This window comes from Aquirufa nivalisilvae (assembly GCF_004307455.1).
Classification (GTDB): Bacteria; Bacteroidota; Bacteroidia; order Cytophagales; family Spirosomataceae; genus Aquirufa; species Aquirufa nivalisilvae.
On the sequence record NZ_SEWX01000002.1, the window covers coordinates 255,040 to 273,540 of the forward strand.

The 18,501-nt window shown below is 39.3% G+C and carries 10 protein-coding genes; 8 read left to right on the forward strand and 2 right to left on the reverse strand.

Annotation, left to right across the window (positions count from 1 at the left end; translation table 11 throughout):
• Nucleotides 1–37: 37 nt before the first annotated feature.
• From EWU22_RS04555 to EWU22_RS04585, 7 genes are all read left to right on the forward strand, one after another.
• On the forward strand, nucleotides 38–3,340 hold the full coding sequence (locus tag EWU22_RS04555; protein WP_130924592.1) for a VCBS repeat-containing protein: 3,303 nt from the start codon (nucleotides 38–40) through the stop codon (nucleotides 3,338–3,340).
• Between the two features lie 58 nt (nucleotides 3,341–3,398).
• A complete protein-coding gene (locus EWU22_RS04560; protein ID WP_231962735.1) occupies nucleotides 3,399–6,665 on the forward strand; it encodes an FG-GAP-like repeat-containing protein in 3,267 nt (1,088 codons plus the stop codon).
• A 3-nt stretch (nucleotides 6,666–6,668) separates the two neighbouring features.
• Nucleotides 6,669–8,222: an FG-GAP-like repeat-containing protein gene (locus EWU22_RS04565; protein WP_130924594.1), complete on the forward strand. Its 1,554-nt coding sequence runs from the start codon at nucleotides 6,669–6,671 to the stop codon at nucleotides 8,220–8,222.
• 41 nt (nucleotides 8,223–8,263) lie between these two features.
• Nucleotides 8,264–10,714: a TonB-dependent receptor gene (locus EWU22_RS04570; protein ID WP_161566789.1), complete on the forward strand. Its 2,451-nt coding sequence runs from the start codon at nucleotides 8,264–8,266 to the stop codon at nucleotides 10,712–10,714.
• On the forward strand, nucleotides 10,714–11,772 hold the full coding sequence (locus tag EWU22_RS04575) for a DUF4249 domain-containing protein (protein ID WP_130924596.1): 1,059 nt from the start codon (nucleotides 10,714–10,716) through the stop codon (nucleotides 11,770–11,772). The genes EWU22_RS04570 and EWU22_RS04575 overlap by 1 nt, the downstream gene beginning before the upstream one ends.
• Nucleotides 11,773–11,913: 141 nt before the next feature.
• A complete protein-coding gene (locus EWU22_RS04580) occupies nucleotides 11,914–13,695 on the forward strand; it encodes an acyl-CoA dehydrogenase (protein WP_130924597.1) in 1,782 nt (593 codons plus the stop codon).
• Nucleotides 13,696–13,707: 12 nt separating this feature from the next.
• The gene (locus EWU22_RS04585; RefSeq protein WP_130924598.1) at nucleotides 13,708–15,666 is read left to right on the forward strand and encodes a M1 family metallopeptidase; all 1,959 of its coding nucleotides are present in this window, start codon (nucleotides 13,708–13,710) and stop codon (nucleotides 15,664–15,666) included.
• Nucleotides 15,667–15,773: 107 nt separating this feature from the next.
• On the opposite strand, the gene EWU22_RS04590 is transcribed toward EWU22_RS04585, so the two are convergent.
• Both EWU22_RS04590 and EWU22_RS04595 read right to left on the reverse strand, forming a co-directional pair.
• On the reverse strand, nucleotides 15,774–16,637 hold the full coding sequence (locus EWU22_RS04590; RefSeq protein ID WP_130924599.1) for a prephenate dehydrogenase: 864 nt from the start codon (nucleotides 16,635–16,637) through the stop codon (nucleotides 15,774–15,776).
• Nucleotides 16,627–17,802: a pyridoxal phosphate-dependent aminotransferase gene (locus tag EWU22_RS04595; protein WP_130924600.1), complete on the reverse strand. Its 1,176-nt coding sequence runs from the start codon at nucleotides 17,800–17,802 to the stop codon at nucleotides 16,627–16,629. The genes EWU22_RS04590 and EWU22_RS04595 overlap by 11 nt, the downstream gene beginning before the upstream one ends.
• 299 nt (nucleotides 17,803–18,101) lie before the next feature.
• Here EWU22_RS04595 and EWU22_RS13215 point away from each other — a divergent pair, with 299 nt between their 5' ends.
• Entirely contained in the window at nucleotides 18,102–18,278 is a 177-nt protein-coding gene (locus tag EWU22_RS13215; protein WP_161566790.1) for a hypothetical protein, read from the forward strand.
• The last annotated feature ends 223 nt before the right edge of the window (nucleotides 18,279–18,501 follow it).

Below are 18,501 nucleotides of genomic sequence, written 5' to 3' on the forward strand. Positions count from 1 at the left end.
CTTTGTAATTTGTAGCCTTAATTAGAAATTTATAAGCATGAAGCAGTTTTTCCTGTTTTTTTCTTTCTCTATCGTCTTGTTTTCTTGCAAGACAAAAGAAGACACACTTTTCGAAGAACTACCTGCTTCTGAGACAGGGATTGATTTTGTGAATCGAAGTTTGGATAGAAAAGACTTCAATATATTCAATTACCGAAATTTTTATAATGGCGGTGGCGTTGCCATTGGGGATGTTAATAACGATGGATTGTCTGATCTATTTATTACATCTAATTTTGAAGAGAATAAATTATACCTCAACAAAGGCAGTATGCATTTTGAGGATATTTCGCAGCAAGCAGGAATCACAGGGAAAAAGTTTTGGTCTACGGGTGTAACTTTTGCCGATATCAATGGCGATGGCTTGATGGACATTTACGTATGTAATTCAGGTTCAAGAGATCAACGGGGAAATCAACTTTATTTGAATCAAGGTATTAAGGCAGGGATTCCACAATATAAAGAGATTGCCAAAGAAGCAGGACTGGAAGACGGTGGGTTTTCTACCCATGCGGCATTTTTTGATTACGATCGAGATGGGGACTTAGATATGTATTTGCTCAACAATAGCTTTACACCCATTGGCAAATTAGGTTATTTGAATTTGCGTGAACAGCGCGATAAATTAGGAGGAGATAAACTATTTAGAAATGATAGTGACGGTCAGATCAAATTCACTGATGTTTCAGAAAAAGCAGGCATTTATGGAAGTTTGATTGGTTTTGGATTAGGAATTACAATCGGCGATGTTAATAATGACAATTGGCCCGATATTTATATATCCAATGATTTCTACGAAAGGGATTATTTGTACATCAATCAACACGATGGCACTTTCAAAGAAGAGTTGGAAAAGGCGATGCCTCACATAAGCTTAAGCTCCATGGGGGCAGATATTGCTGATATCAATGATGACGGGAACCTAGATATTTTCGTGACGGATATGTTACCTGGCGACGATCGTCGTTTGAAAACCACCAGTATTTTTGAAGGTTATAATCTCATGGAGCTAAAGCTGAAACAAGGTTTTTGGCATCAATACATGAGAAATAACTTACACTTAAATAATGGCGATGGCACCTTTAGTGAAATAGGACAATTGTCGGGGATACATGCTACCGATTGGAGCTGGGGAGCTTTGATTTTTGACATGGACAATGATGGTAAAAAAGACATCTTTGTTGCCAATGGAATCGCCAAAGATTTAACCGATCAGGATTTTGTCGACTTTCTTGGAGACCGAAATACCATGCAACAAATGCTGAATGGAAAGAAATTTGACTATAAAGAATTTACGGATAAAATCTCATCAGTACCTATCCCTAATTATGCTTATCAAAATCAAGGAGACTTTAAATTTACCAATCAAGTCAAAGCTTGGGGCCTTGAAGGACCTGGTTTTTCCAATGGTTCTGCCTATGGAGATTTAGATAATGACGGCGATTTAGATTTGGTTGTGAATAATGTCAATGCTCCTTTGTCTGTCTTTAAAAATAAGTCAACAGAAAAGTTGAAGCACCATTTTTTACGTGTTGCTCTTAAAGGCAAGGCAAAAAACTTGAATGGAATCGGCTCGACCGTGACAGTTTACCAGCAAGGCCATGCTAAAATATTGCAGCAAATGCCTAATCGTGGATTTCAATCGTCCAGTGACCATCAAATGGTATTTGGTTTAGGAGATCGTTCAAAGATTGATTCGTTAAAGATTGTTTGGCCAGATGATTCTTATCAAGTGATTCAACAAGTGAAAGTGGATCAATTAATTGTCTTGGATCAATCAGCAGCGAAGAATAAGTGGGTCAATAAGGCAGCCAATCCTCGTTTGCTTTTTGCTGATGTAACTTCAGGAAAACTGAATTATGTTCATCAAGAAAGCATTTTCAATGATTACGACCGAGATGTTTTATTGAAACAAAAGTTTTCTACCATGGGACCAGCCATGGCAGTGGGGGATGTTAATGGAGATGGTTTAGACGATATTTATTTAGGTGGTGCGGCAGGACAAGATAAAAAACTATTTATTCAACAAGCTTCTGGTGTTTTTAAAGAATCTCCACAAGCAGATTTCGCCTTTGATAAAACCACAGAAAATACGGATGCCCTGTTTTTTGATGCTGATAAGGATGGTGACCTCGACTTATTTGTGGTTACTGGAAGTAATGAATTTGAAATCAATGCACCAGAATTACATGATTTATTGTACTTAAACGATGGCAAAGGCCAGTTCAAACGAGATACTCGTTTTCCTGCCATTAATGAAAATGGCTCCACAGTAGCTGCAGGAGATTTTGATCATGATGGTGATCTCGATTTGTTTGTCGGTTCTCGCATGATTTCTTCTAAATACGGATTAAACCCAGTGAGTAATTTGTATATCAATGATGGCACGGGTGGTTTCAAAAACCAAAGCAAACGATTTATGCCTCAATTATCTGAGTTGGGTATGGTGACTGATGCTGAATGGGTGGATGTGGATGGAGATCGATATGTAGATTTAGTCGTAGCACAAGATTGGGGACCCATCAAAATATTTAAAAATGAACGAGGCAGACAACTCACCCTGATGGAAGATATGAAGGGATCTGAAGGCTTATGGAGTTCTATGAAGGTAGCAGATATTGACGGAGATGGAGATATGGATTTGATTCTGGGAAATTTGGGATTGAACTCAAAAATTAGGGCCACAGTAGAGAAACCTGCTTATTTGCATGTCAATGATTTTGACAAAAATGGAAGCTTTGAACAAATCATTTCTTGCATCACCGAAGACGGAAATACCTACCCTATGGTGCTGAAAGGAGAGATTCAGCGTGCCTTGCCTATGATTAAAAAGAAGTTTATCAAGTATAAAGATTATGCCAATAAGACCATTGATGAATTGTTTGATGAAGATCAACGACAAGATATGGTGACTAAACAAATAACCACGACTTCATCCTCATTCATGATCAATAATGGGAAAGGCCACTTTAGTTTGGTGCCCATGCCCGTGGAAGCGCAGTTTTCTCCGGTTAAGGCTATTGAAACGGGTGACTTTAACCAAGATGGTAAATTGGACATACTTTTAGCTGGTAATTTCTTTGATACTCTTCCTGAATGGGGAAGGTTTGATGCCAACTATGGCCTACTTTTAGTCGGTAAAGGCCAAGGAAAATTTGATGTAATTAAATCCAAAGATTCTGGATTTAAAACCCTAGGCCAGGTTCGCAATATGGCCAAAATTAAATCGGCAAAACAAGGAATCCTTCTTGTTTTAGCCAAAAACAATGAAGCCGCTCAGTTGTTTCAATGGATTAAATGATCTGTTTTTTTACATGAAAGTAGTGAATAAAGCCCTAGTAGCCCTTTTCTTATCTAGTATGATGTTTGCCTGTCAGACGAATGATTCTGACGTGGTTTTATTTGAGAAATTAGATTCAAAACATACAAAAATTGATTTTATCAATCAGATTACCGAAACCAAAGATTTTAATATTTTAGACTACCTCTATTTCTACAATGGGGGTGGAGTGTCATCTGGTGACATCAATAATGATGGATTGGTGGACTTGTTTTTTGTTTCCAATCAAGGGAAAAATAAGTTGTATTTGAACAAAGGCAATATGCAGTTTGAGGATATTTCTCAAAAAGCAGGCATAGAAGGATTTTCTGATTGGAAAACTGGTGTAACCATGGCTGATGTGAACGGGGATGGATTGCTGGATATCTATGTTTGTGCTGTGGGTAATTTCAAAGGAATGGAAGGTTCCAATGAATTGTATATCAATAATGGCGACTTAACATTTACAGAAAAAGCGAATCAATTTGGTTTAGATTTTACTGGGTTTTCTACTCAAGCAGCATTTTTTGACTACGATAAAGACGGCGATTTAGATTGTTATTTGTTGAATCACGCCGTTCACAATACCCGCTCATATGACCGAGTGAATACGCGGATGTTGAAAGATAATGAAGCTGGAGATTATCTCTATCGTAATGATGGAGGACGTTTTGTGGATGTATCCAAAGAAGCTGGGATTTATCAAGCAGCCATGGGATATGGTTTGGGAATATCCGTTGCTGATTTGAATAATGATGGTTGGATGGATATTTACGTAAGTAATGATTTTCACGAAGATGATTATTACTACATCAACCAGAAAAATGGCACGTTTCATGAGGGTATTAAAGAGCACTTTAAGCACCTAAGTCGCTTTTCCATGGGTTCAGACATTGCGGATATCAACAACGACGGATACCAAGATATCATGACGTTGGATATGTATCCGGAGGATGAAAAAGTGGAAAAATCTTCCGTGGGAGAAGACCCTTTGGATATCTATTTATACAAATTGCAGTTTGGGTATTTCAATCAGTACAGTCGCAACTGCTTACAGCTGAACATGGGAGGGGAGAAATTTAGCGATGTCGCTGTTTCTTCTGGCGTGGCTGCCACCGACTGGTCATGGAGCACTTTGATGGCTGATTACGATGGGGATGGCATCAAAGACATCTTTGTTTCCAATGGTATTTTACGTCGACCGAATGACCTGGATTATTTAAAATTTGTCATAGGAGATTCCTTGCATTATGGTTTACCTACTTCACATCAATTGGATCAAAAAGCCATTGATTTGATGCCTAGCGGTAAGTGGCATAATTACCTTTTTCAAGGGTCCAAAGATTTACGTTTTAAGGATAAATCTCAGGCTTGGGGTTTTGAGGCCGCAGGAATATCCAATGGTAGTTCCTATGCGGATTTAGATAATGATGGAGACTTAGACTTAATTACGAATAACCTAAATGAAGCTGCTGGAATCTATCAAAATAATGCGCGTCAGTTGTTAAAGCATAATTACATTAAAATCAAATTCAAGGGCTCGGATAAAAACACCTTTGGGATTGGAGCTAAAGTGATTCTAAAAACCAAGGATGGGCAGCAATTACAACAATTAGTGCCTACTCGCGGATTCATGAGTTCAGTTGAGCCCAGTTTGTTGTTTGGTATAGGAAAACAAAGCCAGATAGATTCGGTCTTGGTGATTTGGGAAAATGAAAAGATGCAAATCTTGACGAAGCCAACTATCAATACGACACTGACGGTAGAACAGAAAAATGCTTCAATCCTAGTGAAAGATTTTTCATTTGTTACTAAGCCTAAGCCTTTGTTTGAAGAAGTAAGCAAAGCGGTAAATATTCCTTATAAGCATCAGGAAAACACCTATTTCGACTTTAATCGTGAATTGTTAATTCCATTTAAGGTGTCGATTGAGGGTCCTAAATTGGCTGTTGGTGATGTGAATGGCGATGGACTAGAAGACTTTTATGTGGGAGGTGCAAAATACCAAGCTGGGCAATTATACCTACAAAAAAGTACGGGATTTGTTTTATCCAAGCAAGCCGCATTTTTAGCTGATTCTTTGCAAGAGGATGTGGATGCTTTATTTTTTGATGCTGATGGAGATAAAGATCAGGATTTATATGTGGTCAGTGGGGGAAATGAGTTCTACGACAATATGCCAGAACAATTTGATCGATTGTACATCAATGATGGGAAAGGGAACTTTACTCGAAATCCAAAGGCTCTTCCACCGATGTATGACAATAAATCGGTTGTTCGACCGGTCGACTTTGATCGAGACGGAGATACCGATTTGTTTGTAGGAGGTAGGGTTTTGGCCTATCAATATGGGCTTTCGCCTAAATCCTATTTATTGATCAATGATGGTAAAGGTAAATTTAGCGATCAAACGCAGCAAAGGGCACCAGGGTTGAGAGAAGCGGGTATGATTAGTGATGCTGTTTGGGTTGACTTGGATCAAGACAAAGATCTGGATTTGGTTGTTATTGGCGATTGGATGCCCATCAAAATGTTCTATTATGATCAAGGGAAATTGACTTTACAAGAAAATGAATTGTCAGAGTTAAGCGGTTTTTGGGCAGGATTAAGTGTCGGAGATTTTGACAAAGACGGCGACATGGATTTAGTGGTGGGCAATTTAGGAACCAACACCAAGCTTCGTAGAGATCCAGGCGGAGAGTTGAAAATGTTGATCAAAGACATTGATCACAACGATACCAAAGAACATATTGTAGCCTATAACCGTGCAGGTAAGGATACGTGGTATCCCATCAACAGTAAGGATGAAATGGGCAAACAGATACCAAGTATTATCAATAAACGATTTACGGATTATAAGAAATTTGCTGGTTTGAGCATTGATGAGTTATTTGAAAAGGAGGAATTGGAAGGAGCCATTGAAAAACGAATCAATACGTTCGAATCCATTTACGTGGAAAACCTGGGTGGAGGGAAATTTAAAAGAAAGGATTTACCGAGCTTAGCTCAAGTCTCCAAAATCATGGTCATCAAGACAGAAGACGTCAATATGGACGGAAATTTAGATGTGATTATTGGGGGTAATTTTAATGGAGCCTCCATGTATCAAGCGCGATATGATGCTTTCTTTGGACTTATTTTGGCTGGAAATGGTCGAGGCGATTTTAAAGCGTTGATTCCTACAGATACGGGTTTACTCTTAGAAGGGGATATTCGAGATATCAAGCAAATCAAAACGGCTAAAGGGATTTTATATCTGGTTAGTCGAAATAATGATCAGTTACAAGTCTTTAAAAAACTGAAATAAGCTATGGGGCTAAACCATGGGAAGCTTCGAGTTCATCCATATTCACCCCAAGGTGTGCAAGTCTTTCTATGGTTGGCAGTTCTGAGTATATCTTTACTCACTTGGAATTGTCAAGATACTCAAGTAGCCGAAGGAAAGGCCTTGGCACAACAACATTGTGCTACTTGTCATGCTTTACCGAGCCCAGATTTACTACCTAATAATGTTTGGAAGTACAGTACATTGCCTTACATGGGAACACTCATGGGGGTTCAGAAAGAAATCGATCAATTACAGAAACCATTATCGGATTACGCCATATTAAAATCTCCCCAAGCTCTTATTTCCGACGATGATTGGGAAAAGATCAAGGCATATTATTTAGCAGAGTCTCCATCAAAATTTCCAGAAACAAAAGTAAGTTCGATTGCCCCAATAGAAAAGTTATTTGGTGTGGAGGATTTGCCACTGAAAATAGAAGGAGGTACTTTCCCTAATTTTACCGCCATTAAAATAGATGAAGGAAATAGGCAAATCATTGCAGGAGATCAGTCGAATCGGATCATTTGGTTATTAGATAAGCAGGGGAAAGCTATTCAGCAATGGAAAGATCAAAATGCTCTAACACATGTGGAGGGGAGTGCTGGAAAATACCGTTTTACATATATTGGTACTACTACTCAGGCTAATCCAGATGTGAATGGAGTTAGTCAATTAGTGAATTTTACAAAAGAAAGCACCCCATTCATTCAACAGGATTTAAAAAACTTAAATCGGCCCTTGCAAGTGAGTTCTGCCAATATGGATGAAGATGCTGGAGATGAGTTGATTTCATGTGAATTTGGTTTTCAAGTAGGGGGATTATCCATTTGGAAAAAAGGAAAAACAGGTTCTTGGGTTCAACATGTGGTGGAGGCACAAACAGGGGCAACTCGGGTAATCATTAAAGATTTTAATCAAGATGGAAAGCAAGATATGTTGGCTCTATTTGCGCAAGGAGATGAGCGAATTATCCTGTATTTGAACCAAGGAAAGCTAAAGTTTAGTCAAAAAATCCTCTTGCGTTTTCCTCCCATTTACGGAACAAGCTCTTTTGATATAGCGGATTTGGATCAGGATGGAGATTGGGATATAGTCTGTACAGCGGGCGACAATGCAGATTTTTCAACTGTTTTAAAACCTTATCATGGTGTTTATGTATTCACGAATGAAGGAGACTTTACTTTCAAACAACGCGCATTTTTTCCTCAAAATGGAGCCACTAAAGTTTTAGCAGCTGATTTTGATTTAGATGGAGATCAAGATTTGGTTTCCATTGCCCTTTTTCCTGATGTACAAAAACGGGGAGCAGAGGGATTTTTGTATCTGGAAAACACAGGTAAATTTTTCCAAACAAAGAGTTTGCCGATACAGCATCTTGGCCGCTGGTCCGTGATGGATGTAGGTGATCTCGATGGTGATGGAGATCTGGATATCGCTTTGGGCAGTCATGCCGTAGCAAAATTCCCTGAGGGGAGCTTTGACCCTGCCTGGAAGCAAGCAAAAGGAGTATTAATTTTACGCAATCTGAAGCGATGAAACAGGTTTTGCTTCTGTGTTGTTTCCTATTGTCCTTCGCCATGTTGGGTCAAAAAAAAGGCAATTTTGTTTTTTCAGGAACCATCCATGATATAGAAACAAAGGCACCTATTGAAGGAGCTTCAATCTTTTTTTCGGGTCTTTCCATTGGAGCAAGAACAGATTCTTCTGGGCATTTTTCATTATCACTTCCCGCCCGTTCCTACGGAGCCGTTTTTCGCAGCCTTGGTTATAAATATAAAACAGCTAAAATTGACTTAAAAGAAAATATCCAGATATCCATTTATTTAGAGAAGTCGGAACAAATTTTAGATGAAGTAGTCATTTCGGAGGAGAAGTCTGATGCCAATGTGAGCAGAACTATCATGGGGGTGGAAAAGATGTCGTCAAATACGCTGAAAAAATTACCCAATTTGATGGGAGAGGCAGATGTGATTCGTAGCATCATGTTGCTTCCTGGTGTCTCAACCGTAGGAGAAGGTGCTTCTGGCTTTAATGTGCGGGGTGGTAATGTAGATCAAAATTTGGTCTTGCTGGATGGCGTGCCTTTGTTCAGTACTTCCCATTTATTCGGTTTTTTTACAAGTTTCAACGCCGACATGGTGCAGGATTTGAGTTTGTACAAAGGAGGAATTCCGAGTAAGTATGGTGGTCGCGCATCGTCAGTGTTGGATGTGCGCATGAAAGAAGGGAATTTTGAAAAATGGCAATTCCAAGGAGGAATTAGTCCCATATCCAGCCGGCTGTTGATAGATGGGCCCTTGGTTAAAGGCAAAACGTCTTTAATTATGGGTGTTAGAGGATCACTTTCAGATTTTTATTTGGGGTATTTCCCTAATCCGGCACTTCAAAAAAGTAAAGCCGATTTTTACGATGTGAATTTCAAATTGACGCACCGAATCGGTAAAAACCAGCGCATTTCCTTATCCGCTTATGCTAGTTATGATGGCTTCAAATTTGCCGCAGATACCATGTATGCTTGGCAAACCAAGACCATCAGCCTCCAACACTTTGCCTTATGGCGAGATTGGTCACATCATTTTACGGCATTTGCAAGTGAATATGCCTACGGTATTGAGGGCTTGAAATCCGGCTATGAGTTTATTTGGCGACCGTCGATTACCCAAAAGACCCTTCGGGAAGATTTAAGCCTGGATTTAAAACAATGGGGACGGAGTGATTTTGGAGTAGAATTTACGAGTTACCGAAATGACGCGGGAACCTTTCGACCAAGTACAATGAATTCTGTGGTGAATACCTTTCCCATGCAAACTGAATATTCACGTGAAATGTCTGTATATATTGGGCATAGTATGCCAATATATAAGCGGATGAGTCTTGATGTTGGCTTAAGGTACGCCTATTATCAATTACGGGGTCCTCAACAATTTTATCGCTTTAAACCAGGAATACCTCGTGCCATTAATACGATTACAGACACGTTACTCTTTCAATCTGGCGATGTGGTTCAATCATACGGAGGCTTTGAACCTCGCTTGTCATTGGCCATAAAACTGGATACGAATACCTCCATTAAAATAGGCTTTAACCGTATGCAGCAGTTTATGCATTTGTTGTCCAATACGATGGCCGTATCACCTGTGGATATTTGGAAAAATTCAAATCCATATTTGCCGCAGCAAGTAGCTGATCAATATTCAATCGGGATTTTTCGGAATTTTAGCAATGCACAAAATGCCGTTTTTGAGGCATCTGCCGAAGTATATTACAAGCGATTAAGTAATGTAATTGATTACATAGATGGGGCAGCTCTTTATTTGAATCCAACCGTTGAGACTGATTTGTTGGTTGGTGAGGGCCGAGCCTTTGGGGCTGAGTTTTTTTTGAAAAAGGCACGGGGGAAACGTCTGACAGGCTGGGTTTCTTATACCTATGCACGTTCGTTCCGGATGATTGAAGCCAATGGAAGTCAAATGTCGGCCAATTTTGGGAAGGAATTTCCGGCCAACTTTGACATGCCGCACAATTTTAAATTTGTGTTGAATCATCGTTTATCCAAACGAATCACTTTTAATGCGAATTTTACCTATACTTCTGGTCGGCCGATTACCTACCCGAATGCCCGTTATAAGGTTTATGCGTTCAATGATTTATATGATTATGGATATGCGAATGGGATTTTTCCTCGGCAGGGCTTGACTCCTGTTACTGGAGGTTCAAGCTATACCTATTTGACGGGGACAAACATACAGCCCTTATTGGACGGATACTCAAGTCCAAGTTTCACCTTGCGTAACCAAGAACGTATACCTTATTACATGCGCTTGGATATTGGGTTCACGATCGAACCGAAGGAAGGTAAACGCTGGCAGGGTAGTTGGAATTTTTCCATCTACAACCTTTTTGCTCGTGAAAATGCCTATTCCATTTTCTTTAGGTCATCAACAGGTTTGATTAACCAAGCGCGTACATATCAATTGTCTGTGTTAGGAGCAGCCATTCCGTCCTTGACATATAATTTTAAATTCTGATGAAGAGATTCTTGGTTTTGGTCAGCTTATTAGGTTTGTTCTCTTGTGAGACTGAAATAACGGATTTCAAGACAGAAAACTTGAGTGACGCCTTTGTTGTATATGGAGAGATGTCAAATATGGCTGGGCCTTACACCGTTCGACTAAACTATACTTCAGCTTACTCACCATTTGATCCTACACAATTCCAAGGTCAGCCGGTTCCAGGTGCAGCTATTCGGATTGTGGATGAGACTGGGTCAATCGCTGCACTCAAAGAGATTCAAAAAGGCATGTATCAAACGCCTGCCACATTTCAAGGTCAGGTAGGTAAAAAATACCGCTTAGAAATTAGGACAGCCGATGGTCTTGATATTGTATCGGATTGGCAGCAACTATCGATGCCCCTTGGATTGAAGTCATTTACGTCCACCTATAAGGATGCGGACAAGGTAGAGAACATGTATTTTAAATTGCAGGCAAGTGTACAAGATTCGCGCGGAACGGAGGATTATTATTTTGTTAAGCGTCAAGATTTCATTCAGTTTTTGACTACTTGTCCTAACCCTCCACCACCACCTGCTCCGGTACCCATTTGTTACAATAAATGCTGGCAGGCAAATCAAAATACCCAGCCCATATTAGCAGATGATAGTTTTTTGGATGGACGGGAAATAGATATACCCTTGTTAACAATCCCCTACGATGATTTTACGGAATGGGTTGTACAGCTGGAGGTTTACCATGTAGATAAAGCGACGCATCAGTACTGGAAACGCCAAGAAGCCCAGCGCATCTTGGATGGTGGGATTTTTGATAAGGTACCTGCGCAAATCATTGGAAATATGACTTGTTTGAACAAGCCAGACCGACAAGTATTAGGCTATTTTATGGTGGCTGGCAAGTCGAAAGAACGCATGCTGGTGGATCGCTATCATGGGATTCCGGCTGAATCGTATCAAAAACTTGTTAATTTTATTGAGTTTAACAAATTGAGATATCAAAATTCCCCCTTGTGGGATTGCCGTCAAGCTGCATGGATTCCATACAATGTTGGATTGACCTTACCTGTGTACTGATAAATAATTTTTTTATTCATTTTTCCCTTTATTTCCGCAATCCATAAAGGTTGTTAGAATCAGCCCATTGAAACGCAAACTAGTATGCTTGCATAATATATTTTTTTTCTGCATTTTTGGATTTCTAATTTGTAGATCGATATGGCAAAAGAATATGATCGTCGGAATCTCGACTTTATTTTAAAAGAAGTGTTGGACTTCGGTTCCTTATGTTCTCACCCTTATTTTGCGGATTATACGCCCGATATGTTTGACATGGTATTAGACTCTGCTGATTCCATCGCTGAGAAATACTTACGTCCTCATTTTGTGGATACTGATAGACATCCCGCTGAATTAATTGATGGGACAGTTCATGTACATCCATCTACGGAGGCTTATGTGAAAGAAATGGGAGAATCAGGTATGATTGGGTCTACTTTCTCATATGAAAAAGGAGGACAGCAATTACCTAGCACGGTAGGAGGAGCGCACGAGTTTATCCGTGGAGCGGCAAGTAATTCCATTGTGATGTTTACTGGTTTGACCAACGGTGCAGCTCATTTGATTGCATCTTTTGGTTCAGAGGAATTGAAAGCAGCCTATGTGCCTAATATGTTGAATGGACGTTGGACTGGAACCATGTGTTTGACTGAACCACAGGCAGGTAGCTCACTGAATGATGTGTCTACTCAAGCCAAGGATCTAGGCAATGGAACATATTCCATTAAAGGACAAAAGATATTTATTTCTGGAGGAGATAATCAATTTTCAGAAAATATTATTCATTTGGTGTTAGCACGATTGGAAGGGGCTCCTAAAGGGACCAAAGGGATTTCGTTATTTGTGGTTCCCAAGCGCAGAAATGAAAATGGTCAATTGGTTTCTAATGAAGTGATTTCTCTAGGACTTTACCATAAAATGGGCCAGAAAGGAACACCAGCTTTGCATTTATCTTTTGGGGATAAAGGTGATTCCATCGGTTATTTAGTAGGAGAGCCTAATAAAGGATTATCCTACATGTTTCAAATGATGAATGAAGCTCGTTTAGGAGTAGGAATGGGAGGAGCTTACATCGCCTCTGCGGCTTATCATTTCTCGAAGCAATATGCCAATGAACGTTCGCAAGGAAGAAAGTTGAGTAATAAAGATCCAGAAACACCTCCAACTTTGATTAAAAACCATCCAGATGTTCAACGCATGTTGTACTTCCAGAAGGCGATTGTAGAAGGAGCCATGGGCTTATTATTCCAGTGTTTTATGTGGGAAGATTATTCCAAATGCTTGACTGGAGAAGAGGCAGAGAACTTCCATACCTTATTGAATTTGATGACACCCGTAGCTAAGACTTATCCTGCCGAGATGGGCTTGCAAGCGGTAAATCAAGGCGTTCAGGTTTTGGGAGGGTATGGATATACCGAAGATTTTCCTTTGGAGCAAATGGCTCGCGATGTGCGGATTATGTCCATTTATGAAGGAACAACCGGAATTCATGGATTAACTTTATTAGGAAGGGAAATTCCAGCGAATCAAGGAAAGGCATTGAAGTTATTGTTGAATCTAATTCAAAAAGATATTGAGGAGGCTAAAAAGCAAACCAATATTCAGCGTTATGCAGAAGAGTTAGAGCAAGAAGTGGCCAAATTAGGTCAAGTAACAATGCATAAGTTGAAAATCGCAGCGGAAGGAAAACCAGAATTATTCTTAGCGGATTCAACTTTATACATGGAATTATTTGGCTTGATCGTAGTGGCATGGCAGTGGATAAAGCAAGGGACGGTGGCCAGTAAATCATTAGAAAACAGTACTTCTGCGACGGAAAAAGAGTTTTATCAGGATAAGTTACATACCATGAAATTCTTCTATCACTATGAAGTGCCGAAGGCTTTGGGTTTAAATAAACGTTTACTAGATACGGAGAATTTAACTGTATTTGAATCATAAATTATGAATTGTATGAAAAGAATAGTAGCATACGCTTGCCTTATATTGATTTGTACGTTGACCGCAAATGCTCAAACAAAGTCGGCATATAGCGCATATGAATTATTTCATCCTCTATGGAATTACCAATCCAACTCGCCGTATCGTTCTGGTTCTGGAATACCTGGACCATCTTATTGGCAAAACTCCGCTGACTATAAAATTCAGGTGAGTTTGGATGAAGAAGCTCGAAAAATTTCAGGAGATGTAGAGATTACCTATAAAAACAATTCTCCTGATAAGCTAGGCTTCTTATGGTTGCAATTGGATCAAAACTCCTTTAATACGCAATCCAGAGGAGGTAAAACGACCCCAATTTCAGGTGGCCGCTTTGGTAATGTGGGTTTTGATGGTGGATATAAAATAGAGAGCGTATTAGTGGATGGTAAAGCCACTCCTTTCATCGTGGAAGATACTCGGATGCAGATTCGTTTGGCACAACCTTTGGCTGAAAAGTTAGGACAGGCTAAAATCAAGATTGTTTATTCATTTACTTCTCCGCAAAATGGCTCAGATCGCATGGGTTTGCAGGATACTAAAAATGGGATGATTTTTCAGGTGGCTCAATGGTTTCCACGCATGTGTGTGTACGATGATATTGAGGGCTGGAACGTACTACCTTATTTAGGAGCAGGTGAATTTTATTTGGAATATGGCAATTTTGAATATGCCATCAATGTTCCTGCATCGCATATCGTAGTAGGTTCAGGAGAATTACAAAACCCATCTGAAGTATTTACTGCTGAGCAATTAAAACGCTGGAACGCAGCTGCGAATTCTGAAACTACGGTTATGATTCGTGGTGAAGATGAAGTGAAAAATCCTGCATCTCGACCAGCCAAGGATCGATTGACTTGGAAATTTAAATGTCAAAATGCCCGTGATGTGGCTTTTGCGACATCGAAGTCGTTCATTATGGATGCGGCAAGAATCAATTTGCCAAGTGGAAAGAAATCCATGGCTATATCCGTTTATCCAGAGGAATCCAATGGTAAAAATGCCTGGGGAAGATCGACCGAATATGTAAAAGCTTCCATTGAATACTATTCCAAATGGTTGTATGAGTATACCTATCCTACCGCAACTAATGTGGCTGGTATTGTGTCAGGAATGGAATATCCAGGTATTATTTTCTGCGGATTTCGTGATCAAACAGCGGCTTTATGGGGCGTAACAGACCATGAATTTGGCCATAACTGGTTCCCAATGATTGTGGGTACCAATGAACGTAAGTTTCCTTGGATGGATGAAGGATTCAACACCTTTATCAATTTTTATTCCACAGATGCGTTCAATGATGGGGAATATAAGAACCGTAAGTTTGACATGCACCAAATCGCTAAACCGATGTTTAGAGAAAATGCTGACCCAATCATGTCGATTCCCGATGTAGTACAGCCAAGAAACTTAGGTTGGGAAGCCTACAATAAACCAGGTTTTGGATTGAAGATATTGCGTGAGCAAATTTTAGGAGCTGATCGTTTTGATTATGCCTTTAAGAATTATATCAAAAATTGGGCATTTAAACACCCGACTCCTTATGACTTTTTCCATGCCATGGAAGATGGAGCAGGAGAGGATCTAACCTGGTTCTGGAGACAATGGTTTTTTGAATTGTGGAAGTTAGATCAAACGGTAAGTGATGTGGTGTATGTGGATCAAAATCCTGCCAATGGAGCCATCGTGACCATCAAGAATTTAGATAAAATGATTATGCCAGGAATCGTCGAGGTAGAATTATCTGATGGTAAAAAAGAACGTTATACTTTCCCAGTAGAGATTTGGCAGCGTGGAGGCAGTTGGGATTTCAAGACCAATACAAGCTTGCCAATTAAGTCAGTAACCATAGATCCAGATCATGTATTCCCTGATTTGAATCCTCAAAATAATACTTGGAAGCCTTATTCATATCGAGCACCTAAGTCGAACTAGTAAGGATTTCCAAGATAATAAACCTTTGTTCTACCCCATTATCAATTATGCTTTCATCAGCAAAACTAACATGCTCCAGACGTCGCAAGAAGTCTGGAGCTTATATTTTATTTACGGTTTAGAATCCGACCAATATCATTGGCTTTAGCTAACTCCTCTTTGAGTTTATCATAACTACCGGATAGCATCAAACCTTTGTATTTCAAAAGGGTATTGATGTATTCATCCAACACATCCATCAAGTTTTCTTGATTTTGGTGAAAGATTTGAATCCAAGTTTCGGGGGACGACTTGGCTAAACGAACCGTAGATTCAAAACCGGTAGATGCCAGTTCGAAAATACGTTTTTCATCTTTTTCCTTTTCCAAAACGGTATTAGCTAAGGCAAAAGAGCAGATGTGGGATATATGAGAAATATAGGCCGTATGGACATCATGGCTGATGGAATCCATATAAATCAAGTTCATGTGTAAGCCATCTTGGTAGAGACTCTCAATGGTCTTTTCAGCATCTGGATCACTTAATTCTTGGTCACAAATGACACAACGTTTCCCTTCAAAAAGTCCATCGATAGCCGCTTCTGGTCCAGAAAATTCAGTACCTGCCATGGGGTGAGTAGAGACAAATTGTTTTCTTCTAGGATGGTTTTTAAGTGCTTCATAAATGGGGCTTTTGGTCGATCCAACTTCTATTACGATTTGTTTTTCATTGAATTGGTCCAAAATTTTGGGTAATTGCTCGACCAAATTATCAACTGGGGTAGCAATAATCAGTACATCGATTACTTGCAATGCTTCATCCAAAGGTAAAAGACGATCAATTAGACCTAATTCCAAGGCTCTTTTTTGGTTAGGGCGATTAGTATCGATACCAATGCATTCTTTCGCCCATCCGCTTTTACGTAATCCAAGCGCCATGGAACCACCAATTAAACCTATTCCTAAAATTCCAACGACTTTATTAGATTCCATTCGACTGTGTTTTTATTCGGTTAATAGCTGTTTCAAAAAGGGTAATGGGGGCACATAACGATATTCGAATGTAGTTATTCCCTTGACTGCCAAATATGCCTCCAGGTGTAATGAAAACGGCATTCTCACTTAAAATCTTATCAGAAAGTTCATATCCACTGGCAAAATCAGCAGGTATTTTAGCCCAAACAAACATACCACTTTGCTTAGGATCATACGTGCATTTTAGTAAATCCATTAATTGGAAAACTACTTTCTGGCGAGAAGAATAAATCTCATTTTGTTGTTTAAACCATGAGGAATCTGCTTTTAACGCTTCTACGGCTGCTTCTTGCAGAGGTAAAAACATGCCAGAGTCCATGTTAGATTTAAAAGTCAAAATAGGGGCTAAGAATTCTTGTTTTCCCATGACAGCGCCAATTCTCCAACCAGCCATGTTGTGGGATTTGGAAAGTGAATTCAATTCCAATGCCACATCTTTCATCCCAGGGATACTTAACATACTAATAGGTTCATCATTTAAGATGAAGCTATAGGGATTGTCATTGACCAATAATATAGAATGGGCTATGGCAAAATCACGTAGTTTTTCAAAAAATGCTTTGTCGGCCTTAGCGCCTGTTGGCATATGGGGATAATTGACCCACATGATTTTTACTTGGGATAAATCACGTTTGGCCAAGGCATCCAAATCGGGCAGCCAGCCATTGGCTTCTGACAACTCATAACTTTGAACTTCTGCCCCTGTTAAGGCGCAAGCAGCTTGGTAAGTTGGGTAACCAGGGTTCGGAATTAAAGTAATATCGCCTTTTTCTAAATAGGCCATAGCAATGTGCATGATGCCCTCTTTAGATCCCATTAAAGGTAATATTTCCGAATTTGGATTAAGTTCTACTTGATATTGTTTATGGTAAAATTGAGCAAATGCTTCACGCAAGGCTGGTATACCTTGATAACCTTGATAAGCATGATTTTCTTTTTTTTGGGCGCTAGTAATCAATGCCTGAATCGTGGCATCTGAAGGAGCTAGGTCAGGGCTACCAATACCAAGATTTAGCACAGGGATACCTGAAGCTTTCAAGGCTGCAATTTGTTTTAGCTTGGTAGAAAAGTAGTATTCTTGTACGACTTGTAACCTAGAAGCTGGAGAAATGGTGAAGCTCATAAAACAAAAAAACCGACTTTGGGCCGGCTCATAATAAGTTTAAATTAAATCTATACCTACAATAGCCTATTGGCAGGATGGATATCCTGCGTAATAATAAGCATAGTAATAAGTAGTTGAATGCATAATCATGTGCCAAAGGTATAAAAAAAATGTTTTTATGCAAACTCATTCGTTGAGATGCCTAAAGTAGACATTCCAAATTGAGAACAAATCTTCTTGCCAATTAATTGGATTCATAAAAGTGATTTTCTAGTTTAGTGTCGCCTAATGGCAATCTAACCACTAAATTATATACCATGTGTTCTTCAATCAACCCTCCTAGGGCATCTATTTTTGATGCCATATTGGCTTATTTCCCAGCTAGATTTGGCTTGTTTTATAAACAATTCATTCTTCATCAAGATGAATTTGGACCACAGCGTTTTGTGATTCAAAAGTCTATTCTATTGGCGATTTTTTATTTGAAGAAATAGCTTTCTTGAAAAAGCAATCGTCTAGGTATTTAGGAGACTGAGCTCTTACATACTAACCCAATTATCTGCTTATTTTTCATTCTATTTTTTGGAATCAAAGTGAAAACTTTGATTTTCTAACCACTATGTATACCACTAATACCTTAAGAATTCCTTATTCTTTTAGAAAGAGGGCAATTCTGTCTAGTCTATTTTTTTTGACCATATTTTTTATTTCTGAGAA

Excerpts from the sequence above, each read along its gene's own strand:
- EWU22_RS04570 (WP_161566789.1), top strand. The coding sequence starts at position 8,264 with ATGTTGGGTCAAAAAAAAGGCAATTTTGTTTTTTCAGGAACCATCCAT.
- EWU22_RS04590 (WP_130924599.1), bottom strand. The coding sequence starts at position 16,637 with ATGGAATCTAATAAAGTCGTTGGAATTTTAGGAATAGGTTTAATTGGT.
- EWU22_RS13215 (WP_161566790.1), top strand. The coding sequence starts at position 18,102 with ATGTGTTCTTCAATCAACCCTCCTAGGGCATCTATTTTTGATGCCATA.
- EWU22_RS04595 (WP_130924600.1), bottom strand. The coding sequence starts at position 17,802 with ATGAGCTTCACCATTTCTCCAGCTTCTAGGTTACAAGTCGTACAAGAA.
- EWU22_RS04580 (WP_130924597.1), top strand. The coding sequence starts at position 11,914 with ATGGCAAAAGAATATGATCGTCGGAATCTCGACTTTATTTTAAAAGAA.
- EWU22_RS04575 (WP_130924596.1), top strand. The coding sequence starts at position 10,714 with ATGAAGAGATTCTTGGTTTTGGTCAGCTTATTAGGTTTGTTCTCTTGT.
- EWU22_RS04565 (WP_130924594.1), top strand. The coding sequence starts at position 6,669 with ATGGGGCTAAACCATGGGAAGCTTCGAGTTCATCCATATTCACCCCAA.
- EWU22_RS04560 (WP_231962735.1), top strand. The coding sequence starts at position 3,399 with ATGATGTTTGCCTGTCAGACGAATGATTCTGACGTGGTTTTATTTGAG.
- EWU22_RS04585 (WP_130924598.1), top strand. The coding sequence starts at position 13,708 with ATGAAAAGAATAGTAGCATACGCTTGCCTTATATTGATTTGTACGTTG.
- EWU22_RS04555 (WP_130924592.1), top strand. The coding sequence starts at position 38 with ATGAAGCAGTTTTTCCTGTTTTTTTCTTTCTCTATCGTCTTGTTTTCT.